This is a genomic window from Bacillus halotolerans (assembly GCF_004006435.1).
Taxonomy (GTDB): Bacteria; Bacillota; Bacilli; order Bacillales; family Bacillaceae; genus Bacillus; species Bacillus halotolerans.
Window position 1 is genome coordinate 4,114,386 of record NZ_CP029364.1, and the last position, 17,736, is coordinate 4,132,121.

General features: G+C 43.8%; 9 protein-coding genes and 1 tRNA gene. 8 read left to right on the forward strand and 2 right to left on the reverse strand.

From position 1 onward, the window contains the following. Positions 1-234 precede the first annotated feature (234 nt). Complete coding sequence (ggt, locus tag DIC78_RS21435; RefSeq protein WP_127696895.1) at positions 235-1,998, reverse strand: gamma-glutamyltransferase; 1,764 nt, start codon at positions 1,996-1,998, stop codon at positions 235-237. Positions 1,999-2,180: 182 nt separating this feature from the next. Between ggt and DIC78_RS21440 the strand changes: the two genes are divergently transcribed. The 3 genes from DIC78_RS21440 to DIC78_RS21450 all read left to right on the forward strand — a co-directional run bounded on the left by DIC78_RS21440 (position 2,181) and on the right by DIC78_RS21450 (position 3,399). Continuing rightward, positions 2,181-2,411 carry an excisionase family DNA-binding protein gene (locus DIC78_RS21440; RefSeq protein WP_024121629.1) on the forward strand — a complete coding sequence of 77 codons (231 nt, stop codon included), beginning with the start codon at positions 2,181-2,183 and terminating at the stop codon, positions 2,409-2,411. A gap of 315 nt (positions 2,412-2,726) precedes the next feature. Beyond that, complete coding sequence (locus DIC78_RS21445; RefSeq protein WP_044155674.1) at positions 2,727-3,272, forward strand: site-specific integrase; 546 nt, start codon at positions 2,727-2,729, stop codon at positions 3,270-3,272. Between the two features lie 54 nt (positions 3,273-3,326). Next, positions 3,327-3,399 (forward strand) — tRNA-Arg (locus DIC78_RS21450). Positions 3,400-3,488: 89 nt separating this feature from the next. Here DIC78_RS21450 and DIC78_RS21455 read toward each other — a convergent pair. Then, complete coding sequence (locus DIC78_RS21455; protein WP_127696896.1) at positions 3,489-4,034, reverse strand: DL-endopeptidase inhibitor IseA; 546 nt, start codon at positions 4,032-4,034, stop codon at positions 3,489-3,491. A gap of 288 nt (positions 4,035-4,322) precedes the next feature. Here DIC78_RS21455 and DIC78_RS21460 point away from each other — a divergent pair, with 288 nt between their 5' ends. The 5 genes from DIC78_RS21460 (at position 4,323) to fenC (ending at position 17,734) form a co-directional block, all read left to right on the forward strand. Beyond that, entirely contained in the window at positions 4,323-5,714 is a 1,392-nt protein-coding gene (locus DIC78_RS21460; RefSeq protein ID WP_127696897.1) for an MATE family efflux transporter, read from the forward strand. Positions 5,715-5,832: 118 nt separating this feature from the next. Beyond that, positions 5,833-6,983 (forward strand): IS3 family transposase gene (locus DIC78_RS21465; RefSeq protein ID WP_127695692.1). Its coding sequence is split into 2 segments (ribosomal slippage): positions 5,833-6,106 and positions 6,106-6,983, totalling 1,152 coding nucleotides; the frame shifts between segments, so codons are not numbered across the junction. Between the two features lie 159 nt (positions 6,984-7,142). Next, positions 7,143-8,117, forward strand: a complete 975-nt coding sequence (galM, locus tag DIC78_RS21470; RefSeq protein WP_127696898.1) for an aldose 1-epimerase — start codon at positions 7,143-7,145, stop codon at positions 8,115-8,117. A 26-nt stretch (positions 8,118-8,143) separates the two neighbouring features. Then, a complete protein-coding gene (gene dacB / locus DIC78_RS21475) occupies positions 8,144-9,619 on the forward strand; it encodes a D-alanyl-D-alanine carboxypeptidase/D-alanyl-D-alanine endopeptidase (protein WP_127696899.1) in 1,476 nt (491 codons plus the stop codon). A gap of 432 nt (positions 9,620-10,051) precedes the next feature. Continuing rightward, entirely contained in the window at positions 10,052-17,734 is a 7,683-nt protein-coding gene (fenC, locus tag DIC78_RS21480) for a fengycin non-ribosomal peptide synthetase FenC (protein ID WP_127696900.1), read from the forward strand. Positions 17,735-17,736: the final 2 nt, after the last annotated feature.

A 17,736-nucleotide genomic window follows, 5' to 3' on the forward strand; every position in this document is an offset into this window, starting at 1 on the left:
TTTGTTTTGTAAGCTGGAGAGACTGTTTTCAAAAAAACAAAGAAGCTTTAAGGTCTATGAATTGATTAGCTGATCAAACCTTTATGTGTTTCGAATTGTTATCTGGCGCATGTCTGGATGTTATATTGAAAGGTATTCGTACCGACCGTTAAGGAGTTTGCGGGGACCATAGGCAAGATTAATCGTTCACAGCAAAAAACTGTACTCGGCAAAAATGAGTACAGTTTTTCTTTTTTATTTATGTTTTAAATTAATTCCGATCGCTGCGCCGTTTCTGCTTGAATCGGCTACTCCTTTGAAGGTGCCGTTTTCACGGTCGATAAAAATGCTTTGCACGTTTCCGATGTCCACTGGACTTGTGCCGAATTTATGGCCCATGTCTTTTAATTTGCTGAGTACATTCTCTGGAACTCCGTCTTCGTATCTGTAGGAGCTCATACTGTTTGTGTAAATTCTCGGCTCTTCAACCGCTGCTTTTAATTCCATTCCATATTCTATATTATAGAGGATGGTTTGCAGCACGGAAGAAATAATCGTTGCCCCTCCAGGAGATCCGACGGTGAGAACTGGTTTGTCATCTTTAAACAAAATCGTCGGTGTCATGCTGCTTAATGGCCGCTTGTTCGGCTGAACTTCGTTGGCTCCGCCTGGAACCGCATCAAAATCTGTTAGTTCATTGTTTAAAATGACGCCGTAATCAGGAACCATAATGCCTGTGCCAAACAGCTGTTCAATTGTTGTTGTATAGGAAACAACATTGCCCCAGCGGTCCGCGACGGTAAAGTGTGTCGTTTGGCCGTCTACTTTATCATTCGGCTGTTCGACTTGCTTATAGTTTGCGGTTCCTTCTTCGTATTTCCAAGGATCACCGGCTTTTGGTTTTTTGTTGACTTCATCTAAACTGATTAATTGCTGGCGCTCTTTTATATAGTCGGGGTGAAGCAAACCTTTGAGAGGAACATTTACAAATTCGGGATCGCCTGCATAAGCCGCACGGTCAGCGTAAGACAAATGCATGGTTTCAGCGAGCAGATGGTATTTTTCCCATGAGCGGATATCATATTGTGAAAGGTTAAAATCATCGAGAATGTTTAGCATTTGCAGCAAGAAAACGCCGCCAGAGCTTGGAGGAGGAGTCGTTGCGATTTGATAGCCTTGATATTCTCCCCAAATTGGTTCGTCAATTGTAATGTCATAATTTTCTAAATCTTTTTCGGTCATTGATCCCCCAAAATCCTGAACAGTATCAGAAAGGGCTTTGGCAAATCTGCCTTCGTAAAAGGCGTCTATGCCTTTCGAACGAATGAGCTTAAAGGTTTTGGCCAGATCTTTTTGAATGAGCGTATCGCCTTCTTTAAGCGGCTCGCCATTCGGCAGAAATACATCCTTAGCGGCAGTCCGTGATAATTTTTCCTGATAATCAGAAATCGCATCTGCTAACACTGAATCAATCGGAAAGCCTTTATCAGCGAGTTTTATAGAGGGGGAAATTAATTGTTTCATCGAACGGGTTCCCCATTTATCCAAGGCTTTTTCCAGCCCTTTCAGTGTACCCGGAACACCAACGGCAGTACCTTTTGTGACACGTTCGGAGAAAGGTATCGCTTTGCCGTTTTCATCGAGAAACATATCCGGAGTTGCGCCTGCGGGAGCGCGTTCACGGCTGTCAATGATCGTCGTATCTTTTGTTTTTCCGTCATACACCATCATAAAACCGCCGCCGCCAATACCTGACATCATCGGTTCTGTGACATTAAGCGCAAACTGAATGGCAACCGCCGCGTCAATGGCATTTCCGCCTTTTTTCAGGACGTCAGCTCCGATCTCTGAAGCGAGAGGATGCGCAGTCGCAACCATTCCGTCTTTGCCTACATCTACTTGTTTGTACTCGTCATAGCCTTTGGGCGGCTTTTTAGCTTCCGCGTGAAATGGAGCACTTCCAGCGACTAACAGAACACTAAGCAGGGCTGCTAAACAGACGTTCCACGTTTTTTTCATGTTCTCCCTCCTATTAAGCTGTTATGTTACAATCTTAGCGTAAAAAAAATACAGCGGTTTCACAAGTGACAAATGGTATATTATCTATATCATCCGGCCTTTTTTCTGTGTGAAATTGATTATATGGGGGTGAGTCATGTGCTATAGTAGAAACAGCATACGGATTAAGAAAGGAATGCTATATGTATTTAACGATTAAAGAAACAGCAGAATATGCAAATCTTTCAGAGGATTATATTAAAAGTTTGGTGCTCGAAGGTAAAATCAGGGCCGTTCATGACGGTGAGCAATTTTTGATTTATAAGGGACAGTTCAAAACGCATCTCGAACAGCTGGAAAATTACAAAGCGCTCGTGCAGGAAATATTAAATGAACCGATCCCAGAAGATATTGATGTAAAGGATGAAGACTAGGACACAATTTCAAATTGTGTCTTTTTTTGCATATTTTCTTGAGAGCATCTCGAAAAGCAAAGCGTCATATTGCGTTTTAAGGGCTTTTTCGGGAAGGGTCAGAGTGATTTGTCTCATGAGGTGAAAAAGCTTTATATGAGCCTGTAAATGTCATTTCAGAAGACAGGGCGTTTCAAGAGATATCTTTTCTGCTTATGTAACACTATGTATATTATGTTACATAAATGCCTCCGAACTTTGACATTCAACGTTTTTCCGCTATAATAGTAACATAGACCTCAAAACGTTACATAACGGTTTTTAAGGAGTTTTTTGATGCATATTGTACAGCCGATCCGCAGTTTAGAGAAAATTCAAGATGTAAAACAGTATTTACGCAGCAAAAACAAGCGTGATTATTTTTTGTTTATTTTCGGCATTAACAGCGCGCTCCGAATTTCTGATATTTTGCCGCTTCAAGTGAAAGATGTCAGAAATAAAGACCATTTATGGGCGACTGAAAGCAAAACAAAAAAGAAAAGGAAGATTCTCATTTTAGAATCTTTGAAAGCAGAAATATACGAGTATACGAAAGATATGAAAGAAAATGAATACCTCTTTAAATCTGTACGAACCAGAAAGCCAATTTCACGCATTCAGGCATACAGAATTTTAAGAGAGGCAGCCGAAGCGTGCGGACTTGAGGAAATAGGGACCCATACGCTCCGGAAAACATTTGGCTATCATTTCTACCAGCGGACAAAAGATATCGCTGAGCTGCAGAGGATTCTTAATCATTCATCACCTTCGATTACAATGCGTTATATTGGAATCGATGAAGATACAACAAGAGCTGCTTATAAGGTATTTGGAGGGCTGTAAATCAAATCGCTTGAAAATCGTGACAATCGGAGCTACTATATAGATATTAAAAATGCTCTAGTAGCACAGCGGATAGTGCAGCAGTTTCCTAAACTGCAGGTCGGGAGTTCGAATCTCTCCTAGAGCGTAATAAAACAAAAGGGCAATGGACGATACGTCCGTTGCCCTTTTTATGCTTAACATAAAAAACGCCCGTTTTTCTCGGGCGTTTTTTTCTTATATAACTGCGTCAAAGCGATTTACTTTCCACTTTTTATTCTCTTTTACAAATGTCACTTTCCGTTTTGCTGAAGGTGATCCGTCCAAAGTAGGAACGGTAAATTCATATGTGACTGTGCCGCCTTTTTTAGAAATGAGTTTAACGGTTGATTTTTTCCAATTTAAGAGATTGTCTCCGTCACCGACCGGAACAGCCAGTTTTCCTTTTGAGACAACGAAATGATAGTCTTTAAAGCCTTTTTCAATCGCTGTTTTTGAGAAAATAGGTGTTAAGTAATTCACAGCTTTTTCTTTTGTGTCAAGGTCACTGCACATGTATACGTACTGAAGATTTTGATGCTCGAATGTGCCTGATGGGCAAACTGCTTTTTTCACTTTTGGATTGTGCCCGCTCATTGTATTCCAAAAATGCTCTCTTGCTGTTAGTGCCAGCTGCAATGCTTGTTTTTGTGATAAATCCCCGGATGTGTTTTTCGCAAATGCATTTGTGTTTAATGACAGAATAAGTGCAATAGTGGTTAGAAATAGAAGATATTTTTTCAATGTGGCTCTCTCCTTTAAAATCTCTTTCTCTTATGTTACAAATGTTACAATAGTTACGTTTAGATTACAATACTTTTGCATAAATTATTTTTTATTCTTTCATCTCACCAAAAGACTATGCTGTATCGCGCTAGTTTATTCTTGCAGATTGAAAAATGTGTAAAAATAGGAGAATCGGGAAGGGTTTTATAAGTACTGTGGTGAATAGTTACATGTTGCATGTCGTGTTCATTTCAAAAGAAACGGGAGCACGTTAGTGAAACGAGTTTAAATAAAGGAGTCATTCATATGGAAACATTACAAGAAAATCCCGTATCTAAGAAGAAGAGCAATCCATCTGTTTGGCGGTCAATGTCACTATTTTTAGTGCCGCTCCTTCTGAGCAATGTGCTGCAATCAGTAGGCCAATTAGTTGGGATGGTCGCTGTGGGCAGATGGCTTGGCGTAGATGCGCTTGCAGCTGTCTCATCCTTTTTCCCGCTGTTTTTTCTTCTCATTTCATTTACGATCGGCATCGGTTCCGGCAGTTCCATTCTTATCGGGCAAGCCTACGGGGCAAAAAATGAGGAACGGTTAAAGGCCGTTGTCGGAACAACGCTGACATTCACCTTTTTATTAGGAATTGTGTTAGCTGTGATCGGCAGTATATTCACCTTAGATATTCTGCGTCTCATGGGAACGCCGGAAAATGTAATTCATGTCAGTGTCAGCTATGCGCGTATCTTATTTTGCGCAATGCCGTTTATGTTTTTATATTTTGCTTATACCACATTCTTGCGGGGGACAGGAGATTCTAAGACACCGTTTTATACATTGATAGTAAGCACAGTCATCAATATAGCACTTTTACCGATCTTCATTCTCGGCATGTTCGGCTTGCCGAAGCTGGGCATTTACGGCTCTGCTTACGCAACCGTTATTTCTACAATTGTGACCTTTATCGTATTATTGGTGTATCTGCGGAAAACGAAACACCCGCTGCAATTTGATAAGACAGTGCGGCGTTATTTGAAAATGGATAAGGAACTGCTGGCGCTTCTGCTGCGTCTTGGTATTCCGTCAAGCATTAACATGATTCTCGTCTCACTATCGGAAATAGCGGTCATTTCATTCGTCAATCATTATGGCTCTGATGCAACCGCAGCATATGGCGTGGTCAATCAAGTAGCCAGCTATGTGCAAATGCCGGCTGTCAGTCTGGGGATCGCGGTGTCTATTTTCGCCGCTCAATCTATTGGAGCGAATGAGTTTGACCGGTTAAAGCAAGTCATTCGGGTCGGTATTTGGCTGAATTATATCATTGGCGGTGTGCTGATCCTCCTTATCTATCTTTTTGCACATCAGATTTTAGCATTATTTTTGACCGAGAAAGATACACTTTACATTGCACACAGGCTTTTGATGATTACATTATGGAGCTATTTGCTGTTTGGGAATACCCAAATTATTTCTGCGACGATGCGTGCAAGCGGAACGGTTTTATGGCCGACCCTCATCAGTATTTTTGCCATCTGGGGAATCGAAGTGCCGGTCGCGTTTGTTCTGTCTCACTATACAAATCTTGGAATACTCGGCATTTGGGTAGGCTATCCGGCAGCATTTGCCGTGAGTTTGCTTTTGATTTACGGGTATTATCAATTCATTTGGAAAAAGAAGCAGATTACACGTCTGATTCAATAAACTCCAAAAAACACCGTTCATTTGGGACTGACCCCATAAGATGAGACAAATAAAAAACACCTTCAAGTTTGAAAACGGATAGTTGTTATCCGAAATAAGACTTGGAGGTGTTTTTTGTATGGGAACAAGAATGAGTTATCCGATTGAAGTCAAACAGAAGGCTGTAGAAATGAGATTGGCAGGCGTGCCTATGAAAGAGATCATGCAGGAATTGAATATCAGGAATAAGACGCAGGTTCAGACATGGGTTAGATGGCATAAAGCTGGGGATACACATCGATTTGAACAGCCTGTTGGTAAGCAATACACTTACGGAAAAGGTCCGGAGTATTCTTCCGAATTAGAGAAACTGCAGGCAGAGAACCGTTATCTGAGACAACAAAATGAAGTTTTAAAAAAGTACAACGAATTGGAAAGGAAGTTGATAGCCAAACGTCAGTCGAACTTGTAGAAGTATTGCACGGCACAATGACCGTACAGAATATCTGTGTTCATTTAGGTATCTCACGAGCGTCTTATTATCGTTGGAAGAAGAACCTGATGAAAGATCATCCCAAACGCCATTTGGAAAAACAAATCGGCACGTTGTGCCGAGAGCACAAGTATCGATATGGATATCGAAAAATTACAGCTATATTAAAAAAGGAAATGCGTATTAACCATAAAACGGTTCAGCGTATCATGCAGAAAAATCAGTGGCAGTGCCGGGTTAAGGTGAAAAAGCGCAAGAAGAATGGGCAGCCATATGCCGTGGTTGATAATATATTAGATCGAAACTTTCAGTCCGATCATCCTCTTGAAAAACTAGTAACGGATATCACGTATTTGCCTTATGGACAGAAACAATTGTACCTTTCCAGTATATTGGATGTATACAATGGAGAAGTAATTGCTTTCACGATTGGAGATAAGCAGGACACAGACTTTGTCTTAAACACACTTGATCAACTGCCAACACTGCCTCAGAACTGCGTGTTACATAGTGACCAAGGATCTGTGTATACATCTTATGAGTATCAGAAAGCTGTTAAAACAAAAGGCATTACCATGAGCATGTCCCGCAAAGGGACGCCCGCTGATAATGCCTCCATCGAATCGTTTCATTCCTCACTAAAGTCTGAAACGTTCTATCTTAACAGCATTAATCGAACCACGACCGCCATCGTAGAACGCACTGTCAAAGAATACATTTATTATTATAACAACATTCGTATTCAAACGAAACTAAACAGCCAATCACCGATAAGCTATCGGCAATTGGCTGTATAAAAGGTGTTTTGATCCCTGTCTCAAAAACAGGGGTCAGTCCCTTTTGAATGGTGTTTTTTGTTTACTTAAAGACAAAAGGGAAAACATAAAATGGAGGAAATAGTGCACACTGAATTGAATTTATATATAAGCATTGAACTAAGGAGAGGTTGAGTACACATGACAAATTATATTGAAAAGATGACGTATTTAGGAACACCAGCTGTCAAAGCGGGTAATGAGCATTTGGAAATAATAGTCGTGCCTGAGTGGGGCAGCAACGTCATTTCTCTCGTAGACAAAGAAACAAAGATGCACCTTTTACGAGAACCGGAAACAACTGAAAGCTTTCATGACACACCTACATTGTATGGAATTCCCATTTTGTTTCCGCCTAACCGCATAAGTGACGGAACGTTCACCTTCCGGGGCAGAACGTATCATTTTGATATCAATGAAAAAGATAAACACCATCACCTCCACGGCTTTCTCTATGACAAAAAGTGGGACATCATAACGATGAAACAAACAGCCGAAGAAGTGATCATAGAAACTGAAATTGATCTATCGGAAATTCCCCATGTTTATAAACAATTTCCGCATCATGCTGTTGTACGGATGACATACATTTTAAAAGATAACACTCTTTATAAGCATGCCACGATCATGAATAAAGGGAAGGATGCATTTCCTTGGGGGCTTGGTTATCATACGACCTTCGTTTTCCCAGAAGAGAGCTCTTTATTTTCTCTTACTGCTGATCAGCAATGGGAATTGGATGAACGTTTATTGCCGACCGGAAAGCTGATCGATATACCAAATCAGGAAGCTTTGCACGAAGGAATGCTCTTGCGGCAGCAGCTTGATGATGTCTTTTTATCTTCTTATCAGAAGAGAGGAGGAGAAAATCAGGCCGTCATTTACCATCAGCATGCACACCTGAATATGATCTACAAGGCGGATGAACAATTTAAGCATTGGGTTGTGTATAATGCTGATGGAACACAAGGGTATTTATGCCCGGAGCCTTATACATGGGTGACAAACGCAGTTAACCTTGATCTCCCTTCGTCACTCACTGGCTTACATGTGTTAGAGTCTGGTGAAGAGAAGACAGTAAAAAGCAGCATCACGATTGAGCGTAATCATCGATAGCCAATCAGGAGAGGCGGGATAAGAAAATGGGAAAAAGCATGAAGCTTTATTTTGTAATATTGCTGCTTTTCATCTTTGCTTCCATTCCATATATGCATCATGCTGTACAGGCGGCTGAAGAACAGGATACACTTGCCGGGCAGATTGAAACCATTTTAGCCAATGAACCTGCTTTAAAAGGCGCAATGGCCGGCATTACTGTCCGTTCTGCAGAAACAGGCGACGTCATTTACGACCATTTAGGGGATGTCCGGATGAGACCCGCCTCTTCTTGGAAGCTTTTTACAGCCGCCGCGGCACTTTCTGTTCTCGGTGAGGATTATTCTTTCACAACAGAAGTGCGGACAGACGGCCGCCTTAAAGGACAAAAACTGAATGGCAACCTTTATCTGAAAGGAAAAGGAGATCCGACACTTTTACCATCTGATTTTGATCAAATGGCCGAAAAGCTGAAAAAATCCGGCATCAAGTCCATAAAAGGCAATCTTGTCGCCGATGACTCATGGTATGATCATATCCGCTATTCGCCTGATTTGCCATGGAGTGATGAGTACACTTATTACGGCGCGCAAATTTCCGCACTGACAGCGTCTCCAAATGAGGACTATGATGCAGGCACTGTGATAGTAGAAGCCAGCCCGGGAAAGAAAGAAGGACAAAAGCCAGCAATATCAGTGTCACCAAAAACGGATTATGTAGCGATTGAGAATGAGGCGAAAACAGTTGAGGCGGGAAAAAAGAAAGATCTTTCTATCGAAAGAGAACATGGAACCAATACTATCACGATTAAAGGGAGCATACCGGTTGATGCAAGCAAAACAAAAGAGTGGATTTCCGTCTGGGAGCCGGCAAGATATGCTTTAGATTTATTTAAGCAGGCTCTTAAAAAACAAGGCATTACAGTAAAAGGGGAAATCATAATGGGCACAGCGCCCGACTCTTCAGACGTACTGGCCACTCATCACTCAATGCCTTTGTCTAAGCTATTTCTTCCTTTTATGAAATTAAGCAATAACGGACACGCCGAGGTACTTGTAAAAGAGATGGGGAAAGTGGAAAAAGGAGAGGGCAGCTGGGAAAAAGGGCTTGAAGTGCTAAACAGTACGCTTCCGAATTTCAGCGTTGATCCCAAAACACTTATTTTGAGGGACGGTTCCGGGGTCTCTCATATCAACGCCGTATCATCAGACCAAATCACAAAGCTGTTATATGACATCCAAGATGAAAAGTGGTTTCAACCTTATCTGCATGCTCTGCCGGAAGCGGGGCACAGTGACAGACTGGTAGGCGGGACGCTAAGAAACCGCATGAAAGATACCCCAGCAGAAGGAAAAATAAGGGCAAAGACCGGGTCCTTAAGCACTGTCAGCTCTCTGTCTGGCTATGCAGAAACAAAGAGCGGAAAAACGCTCGTTTTCTCTATTCTTCTAAACGGTTTGATTGATGACTCGGATGGCAAAGACATTGAGGATCAAATTGCTGTTATTTTGGCAAATCAATAAAAACGCTAAACCTGTTTTCCGCGAAAACAGGTTTTTTTATATTTCTTTTTACATTATTGCGCTTGTTTTTAAAACATCCAGCTAAATATTGTAGAAATGTAACTGATACTGAGGCGGAGAATATCTTATAAACGGTTCAACACTATCCTCATATGAAATTAAATAAACGAAGAAAAAATCTAGTGATGAAGAACTATTAAAAATCGATACTTTCATAACTTTACATTCGAAATCCTAATAAAATTAATCAAGAAAAATAAATAATTAATACTATATTCAAAAAAATGTTATAAAAATTTTATATTTTTTATTGTACTTTAAAAAAATTCGGTTAATATAATGCATATATGGATTATATAGTCATATAATTTCTTTTTATTGTAATTATTTCAGTTTCTTATCCTCTTATAAATTAGAATTGGAGGGAATTCGTTGAAAGAAAATACTTATGGTTTAACTCATGCCCAAAGGAGAGTTTGGTTTACTGAACTGTTGGAGCCTGGTACAAGCATCTGTAATCTGACCGCCTGTGTAAAATTCAGGGGTGATGTTGATCTTGATGCTCTTCAGTTGGCTCTGAACCTTTCAATCTCCCGTAATGATGCAATCAGGTTCCAGCTGACAGAAGGAATTGAATCGGAGTCAGAGCCTCGTCTGTATCTTGCAGAATACAAAGGATTATCACTTGAAATAATAGATTTTACAAATGCTGAAATGACTGAAACAGAGCAATGGATTCATGATCAAGCCAGAATTCCGTTTAAGCTGCTTGATTCGCCTCTGTATCAATTTTATCTCCTTAGAATCCACCCCCATGAAATTTGGCTATATGCGAAATTCCATCATATTATCATGGACGGCATCTCTTTAAATTTGATGGGAAATCAAATTATTAATCTGTATCAAAAAATCAAAAAAGGGGAGCCTATACCCGATGAGCAAGAGCCTTCCTACATTAGCTACATAGAAAAAGAGAGGCAGTACTTACAATCTTCACGTTTTGAAAAAGACCATTTGTTTTGGACGCAAACCTACCAACAGCCGCCGGTATACCACTCACTAACCGGACAGAGCACTTCACAAAAGCAGAGTACCTCCGCATCGAGAGATACTATCACACTTTCACCTTACCTAGCACATACCATCCAAGCTTTTTGCGAAGAACAGAAAATCAGTATGATTTCCTTATTTATGGCTTCATTTTACATATGTATCAGCCGCATCACCTCTAAAACGGACCTTGCGATCGGAACCTACTATGGAAACAGGGGGTCAAAGGCGGAGAAAGAAATGCTTGGCATGTTTGTCAGCTCTCTTCCAATCAGAAAAACGGTTGATTCTGACGCCGATTTTCTTTCCTTTGTACGCAGTGTCGGCAGAGAACAGCTTTCAGTCATGCGCCACCAAAGATTTCCTTATAATTTGCTGGTGAATGAATTAAGAAAAGAACACAAGGATTTACACAACCTGATCGGTATATCAATGCAGTACCATCCGCTTCAGTGGCAAAAAGCGGATGATTTGAACTATGAGACGGCGCTTTATTTCAGCGGATACACCGCGAATGAGCTTTCTGTTCAAATACAGGAGCGGATAGATACTGGAGCCATTCAATTAAATTTCGACTATCAAAATATCTTATTTTCTCTTGAGGACATTAAACGGATTCAGCACCACCTGCTTACGTTGCTGGAAAACGCGCTTCAATATCCGCATAGTACTATAAAAGAATTAGATATGGCAGAAAAACGTGAGAAAGAAAAAGTTTTGTATGAATTTAACAGAACGAAAGCTGTTTCGCCTGCAGCTTCGACGCTGCACGGTCTGTTTGAACGCCAGGCAGCTTTGACGCCGGATCGGACGGCCTTACGCTTTTCTGGCGGTTCGCTGACTTACGCGCAGCTTGACATGTACGCCAACAGGCTGGCAGCGCGCCTTACGGCGCATGGTGTCACGAAGGAAAGCATTGTCGGTGTTCTAAGCGAGCGTTCACCGGACATGCTGACAGCCGTTCTCGCCGTATTAAAGGCAGGCGGAGCTTATTTGCCGCTTGATCCTGCATATCCAGAGGAGCGGCTGAGCTATATGCTGAAAGACAGCGGGGCAGCATTGTTGCTGACGCAGCCGGGATTAAAGGCACCTGATTTTTCCGGAAAGACACTTGAAGTGGATATGACGGCTCTTGCGAATGAAGAATCTGAATATTACTCTCTTCATCAAGCGGACAGCGATTCTCTTGCCTATGTGATCTATACGTCGGGCTCCACTGGACGGCCGAAAGGGGTCGCCGTTGAGCAACGCCAGGCGGTTTCCTTTCTGACCGGCATGCAGATGCAGTTTCCTTTAGAGGAAGACGACATCATTATGATGAAAACGTCTTTTTCCTTTGATGCATCTGTCTGGCAGCTGTTTTGGTGGACGCTTTCAGGTGCTTCGGCCTATCTGCTTCCGTCCGAATGGGAGAAAGATCCGGCATTGATGGTAAAAGCCATTCGAGAGGAAGGCGTTACAATTGCCCATTTTATCCCGGCCATGCTGAACAGCTTTTTGGATCAAGCGGAAATAGAGGCACCGAGAAGCCTGAAGCGCATATTCGCCGGAGGTGAACCGCTGGCACCCCATACGGCAGCCCGTTTCGCTTCTTTGCTGCCGGAGACATCACTGGTCCACGGCTACGGGCCGACAGAAGCAACCGTTGATGCGGCATTTTACGCGTGTAATCCTGAGCTGGACAAGGATCGCTTGCGCCTTCCGATCGGAAACCCCGTGCCTGGCGCGCGTCTGTATGTGTTAGATCCTCATTTAGCCGTACAGCCTGTCGGCGTAGCGGGAGAATTGTATATCGCCGGAGCCGGGGTTGCCAGAGGCTACTTGAATCGTCCGGAATTAACAGAAGAACGTTTTCTTGATGATCCATTTTATCCGGGTGAACGCATGTACAAAACGGGTGATTTGGCGCGCTGGCTCCCAGACGGACAGGTTGAATTCCTCGGCCGTCTGGATGACCAGGTGAAAATCCGCGGCTATCGTATTGAGCCGGGAGAAATCGAAGCGGCGCTCAGAAGCATAGAAGGCGTCCGGGAAGCGGCTGTGACTGTTCGTACAGAAAGCGGCGAGGCGGAATTATGTGCGTATGCGGAAGGACTCGGAAGAAATGAAGTGCGCAAGCAGCTTGAGACATTGCTGCCGGGCTATATGATTCCTGCTCATATCATTGAGATGGAACAATGGCCGGTTACCCCGAGCGGAAAGCTCGACCGAAAAGCGCTGCCTGCTCCTGACGGAGCGGCAGATCGGGAAATCTACACAGCGCCGAGAAATCTGACAGAGATGAAGCTTTCCCAGCTGTGGGAGGAAGTGCTGAAAAGCGGCCCTGTCGGCATTCACGACAACTTTTTTGACCGGGGCGGCCATTCCTTAAAAGCCACCGCGCTTGTCTCCCGGATCGCCAAGGAACTCGGCGTCCAAGTGCCGCTGAAGGATGTGTTTGCCCATCCGACGGTAGAAGGTTTGGCTTCTGTCATCAGCGAAGGAACGGAAAGTCCGTATGAAGCCATTAAGCCGGCTGAAAAACGCGAGACCTACCCGGTTTCCTCCGCCCAAAAGCGGATGTATGTGCTCCAGCAGCTGGAGGATGGAGGCACAGGCTACAATATGCCGGCAGTCTTGGAGCTGGAAGGAAAGCTGGATCTTACAAGAATGGAGGCCGTATTCAAAAAGCTGATCAAACGCCACGAGTCACTGCGCACGTCCTTTACAACGGACACAGACGGCGAGCCGGTTCAGCGCATCCATGACGAAGTGCCGTTTACATTCCACACCTCTGTGCTCGGCGGACAAACTGAACAGGAAGCCGCGGCAGCTTTTATCCAGCCGTTTGACCTCAGCCAAGCTCCGCTGTTCCGGGCGGGAATCGTCAAGGTATCAGACGGGCGGCATCTATTACTGGTCGATATGCATCACATTATTTCAGACGGTGTGTCAGTCAATACGCTCATTCGGGAATTCGGGGAGCTGTACGCCAATCAGGAGCTTCCTCCGCTTCACATTCAATATAAAGACTATGCCGTATGGCAGGAGGCCTTTAAAAAAGGAGACACGTACAAGACGCAGGAGGCGTACTGGCTGAAGCAGCTCGAAGGCGAGCTGCCCGTACTGGACCTGCCGGCTGATTACGCCCGGCCGCCGGTGCGAAGCTTCGCGGGTGATCAAGTCTCATTTACGCTCGATCAAGAACTCACAGCCGGGCTTCACAAACTCGCACGCGAGAACGGAAGCACCCTGTACATGGTGCTCCTGGCAGCTTACACAGCGTTATTGGCGCGCTTAAGCGGACAGGAAGACATCATCGTCGGGTCACCAATTGCCGGACGTCCTCACAAAGATCTTGAGCCGATACTTGGAATGTTCGTCAACACCCTGGCGCTTCGGGCACGCCCGGAGGGCGGGAAGCCATTTGCGCAATTTTTGCAGGAAGTGCGTGAGACCGCCTTGGAAGCTTACGAACATCAGGATTATCCGTTCGAAGAGCTTGTCGATAAGCTCGGCGTGACAAGGGATATGAGCCGAAATCCAGTGTTTGATGCGATGTTTATTCTTCAAAATATGGACAAACAAGACATTAATCTTGGAGACATAAAAGCACGGCCTGCAAATGTCATTCATCAAATTTCTGTATTTGACATGACGTTGATTGCGGTTGAATCAGATGGAGTCATCAAATGTGACATGGAATTTAGTACCGACGTATTTATGAGAACGACAATTGAACGCTGGACGGCTCATTTTACCGAATTTTTGCGTGCTGCCACGTCAGATCCTAATACAACTCTCTCACAAGTGAATATACTCAGCGAAAAAGAAAAACAAAAGATTTTGATAGAACTCAACAAAACCCACGTTGAATGTTCTCAAACTGATACCGTTTTTCATCGCATGTTTGAAAAGAGGGCTGGAGAGACACCGGAGCATATTGCTGTTATGGACGGTGAAAAACAGATCAGCTATCGCCATCTCAACGAAAAAGCCAATCGTCTGGCGCGCACACTGCAAGAAAAAGGAAAAGAGACGCAGCCAATCGTTGCTGTTTTAGCGGAGCGATCCATTGATGCTATTGTTGGTATTTTAGCCGTTATGAAAGCCGGCGGCGTGTATATTCCGATAGATTCTCATTACCCAAAAGCCCGGATTGAATATCTTCTCAAAGACAGCGGGGCTGAAATTCTTCTTTTACAGAATGAAGTAAAGCATTTGATTGCAGGCTCAGATATAGGTGATATTTCTCGCATCTGTCTTGATGATGAAAGTTTCAATGAAGCAAAAAGATGCAACCTTGCTTCATCTCCTGCCCCGGAGGACTCGGCATACATCATTTATACGTCAGGAACAACCGGTGCGCCTAAAGGCGTTATCGTTACGCACCGCAACTTTGCTCATGCTGTTCTTGCATGGCGCAGCATATATCAGCTCGATCAAATGCCTGTCAGGCTGCTTCAAATGGCGAGCTTTTCCTTTGATGTCTTTTCAGGAGACTTGGCGAGAACATTGGCCAACGGAGGGACTCTAGTCATTTGCCCTGATGAAACAAGGCTTGAGCCTGCTGAATTATATGCATTGATGAACCGCCAGCGTATTACGATCATGGAGTCAACACCGGCACTCATTGTCCCATTTATGGAATATGTTTACCGCAACCAGCTCAGTCTTCCTGACTTAGACCTCCTTATTCTTGGTTCGGATATGGTGAAAGCCCATGATTTCAAAACACTGGCGGACCGTTTCGGAAACAAAATGCGCTTAATCAATAGTTACGGGGTCACAGAGGCCACGATCGATTCAAGTTACTATGAAATGAATATGGGTGTAGAGTATTCGGGAGACAGCGTACCGATCGGCATCCCGCTTCCCAATGTAAAACTGTACGTACTCAGCCAGACTGACCAAATACAGCCGATCGGTATTGCCGGCGAGCTTTGTATCGGCGGAGCCGGCGTTGCCAAGGGCTATCACGGAAAATTTGAATTAACGGAAAAGAAATTTACAGAAAATCCATTTGTGCCCGGAGAAAGACTGTACAGAACAGGGGATCTGGCTTGCTGGCTTCCAAACGGCACTCTCAGGCTTCTTGGCCGGATAGATCATCAAGTAAAAATAAACGGGTACAGAATCGAAACAGAAGAAATTGAAAGTGTGCTCCTCCAAACCGGACTTGTCAATGAAGCGGTTGTTGCGGTTCAAAATGATACGAATGGACAGGCTCGTTTGGCAGCGTATATTCTGCCTTCAGATGCCGATACAACGGTTCTCCGCGGTGCTTTATCGAAAATGCTGCCGGCATATATGATCCCTGCGCATATCATTCCTTTGGAAACTATGCCGCTGACATTAAACGGGAAGCTGGACAGAAAATCCTTACCGGCACCAAATGAAGCTTTCTCACGGCCGTATACTGCACCGGTCAACGAATTGCAGGGAATGACAGCGCAGATTTGGGAGGACGTGCTGAGCGTGTCTCGAGTTGGCATTCACGACTCCTTTTTTGAGCTTGGAGGAGACTCTATTAAAGCACTGCAAGTGTCCGCCCGGCTGGCAGCTGAAGGCTGGAGCATGACTATACAAGATTTATTCCGTTATCCAACAGTTCATGAGCTGAGCAGCCACATCACTCCATTGATATCTCAGGCAGAACAGAGGCCTATCGAAGGTGAAGCGGATCTCACACCGATTCAGAGCAAATTTTTCGATCAGCGTCATGCTTTTCGTGATCATTACAACCAATCGGTCATGCTTTTCAGCGAAAAGGGGTTTCATGCTGACGCGCTTCGCCAAGCGCTGCGCAAATTGACTGAGCATCATGACGCGCTTCGCATGGTGTTTACACAGGATCATACCGGGCGTGTCGTTCAGTACAATCGCGGAATTCAGATTACTGAAAATGAACTGTTCGGATTTCATCTAGCAGATTGGACAAAGGAACAGGCAGAAGGCACACTCTCGGAAGAAAAATTTGCCGCTGAGGAAATCGTGATTCAAAGCAATATGAATGTAAAAGAAGGACCTTTGCTGCAAGCAGGATTGTTTAAAACGACAGAGGGAGACCATTTGCTGATTACGATCCACCATCTCGCTGTAGATGGCGTTTCTTGGAGGATTCTGCTTGAAGATTTAGCTGCAGCCTACCAACAGTCTTTGGAGCAAACAGAGATCAAACTGCCGCCGAAAAGCGATTCTTATTTATCATATGCCAGCGGTCTGGCACAGATAGCCGGGAGCCGGCAATTGTTATCAGAAATAACATATTGGCAAACGATTTTAGATGCCCATAATGTTTTTCTGCCTAAGGACATGGCTGAGTCGGACAGGCATCAAAGCAGTGCTGAAACAGCTGCGTTTGTATTAGCCAGTGACTGGACTAAAAAACTGCTGTTTGAAACGCAGCAAGCCTATGGTACTGATGCCAACGAACTTTTGCTGACTGCTTTAGGGATGGCGCTTTATGAATGGAGCGGACACGAACAAATTGTGATCAGCGCTGAGGGCCATGGAAGAGAAGGACATGTTCCGAATATTGATATTTCACGAACAGTAGGTTGGTTCACTTCTATTTATCCTATCCTTCTGGACATGAGTGCACCGCATTCATCTGAAGATCAGCTCGGTTACAGAATCAAAGCGACAAAGGACAGGCTGAGAAGAGTGCCGCACAAGGGAACGGGCTACGGCTTATTAGTACAAAAGGGAGCCATACAGCATAAAGAGCCTGAGATCAGCTTCAATTATCTTGGACAATTCAGCGAAGGTCAGGGTTCTGATTTGTTTCAACTGTCTTCTTATCAGCCTCGTTACGAAATAGCGGGGGAGAGAGAAAGAGAGTACGAGCTCGATATTAATGCTTTGATAACAGACGGACGCCTGCAAGTTAAAGCAGTATACACCCGGGTGTTCCGCGAAAACACAATTCAGTGTTTGATGGACAGCTTTCACAGTCATCTTATCGAGATCATTGAGCATTGTACAAAGAAAAAAGAACGAGAAAAAACGCTGAGCGATTTCAGCAACAAAGAACTAACGCCATCCGCATTATCTAGCATCGAAAATCTCGTTAAAGATCTTTAACT

Bases quoted from the DNA above. Each gene is read 5' to 3' on its own strand.
- dacB (WP_127696899.1), top strand. From the start codon at position 8,144: ATGGGAAAAAGCATGAAGCTTTATTTTGTAATATTGCTGCTTTTCATC.
- DIC78_RS21440 (WP_024121629.1), top strand. From the start codon at position 2,181: ATGTATTTAACGATTAAAGAAACAGCAGAATATGCAAATCTTTCAGAG.
- galM (WP_127696898.1), top strand. From the start codon at position 7,143: ATGACAAATTATATTGAAAAGATGACGTATTTAGGAACACCAGCTGTC.
- DIC78_RS21445 (WP_044155674.1), top strand. From the start codon at position 2,727: ATGCATATTGTACAGCCGATCCGCAGTTTAGAGAAAATTCAAGATGTA.
- DIC78_RS21460 (WP_127696897.1), top strand. From the start codon at position 4,323: ATGGAAACATTACAAGAAAATCCCGTATCTAAGAAGAAGAGCAATCCA.
- ggt (WP_127696895.1), bottom strand. From the start codon at position 1,998: ATGAAAAAAACGTGGAACGTCTGTTTAGCAGCCCTGCTTAGTGTTCTG.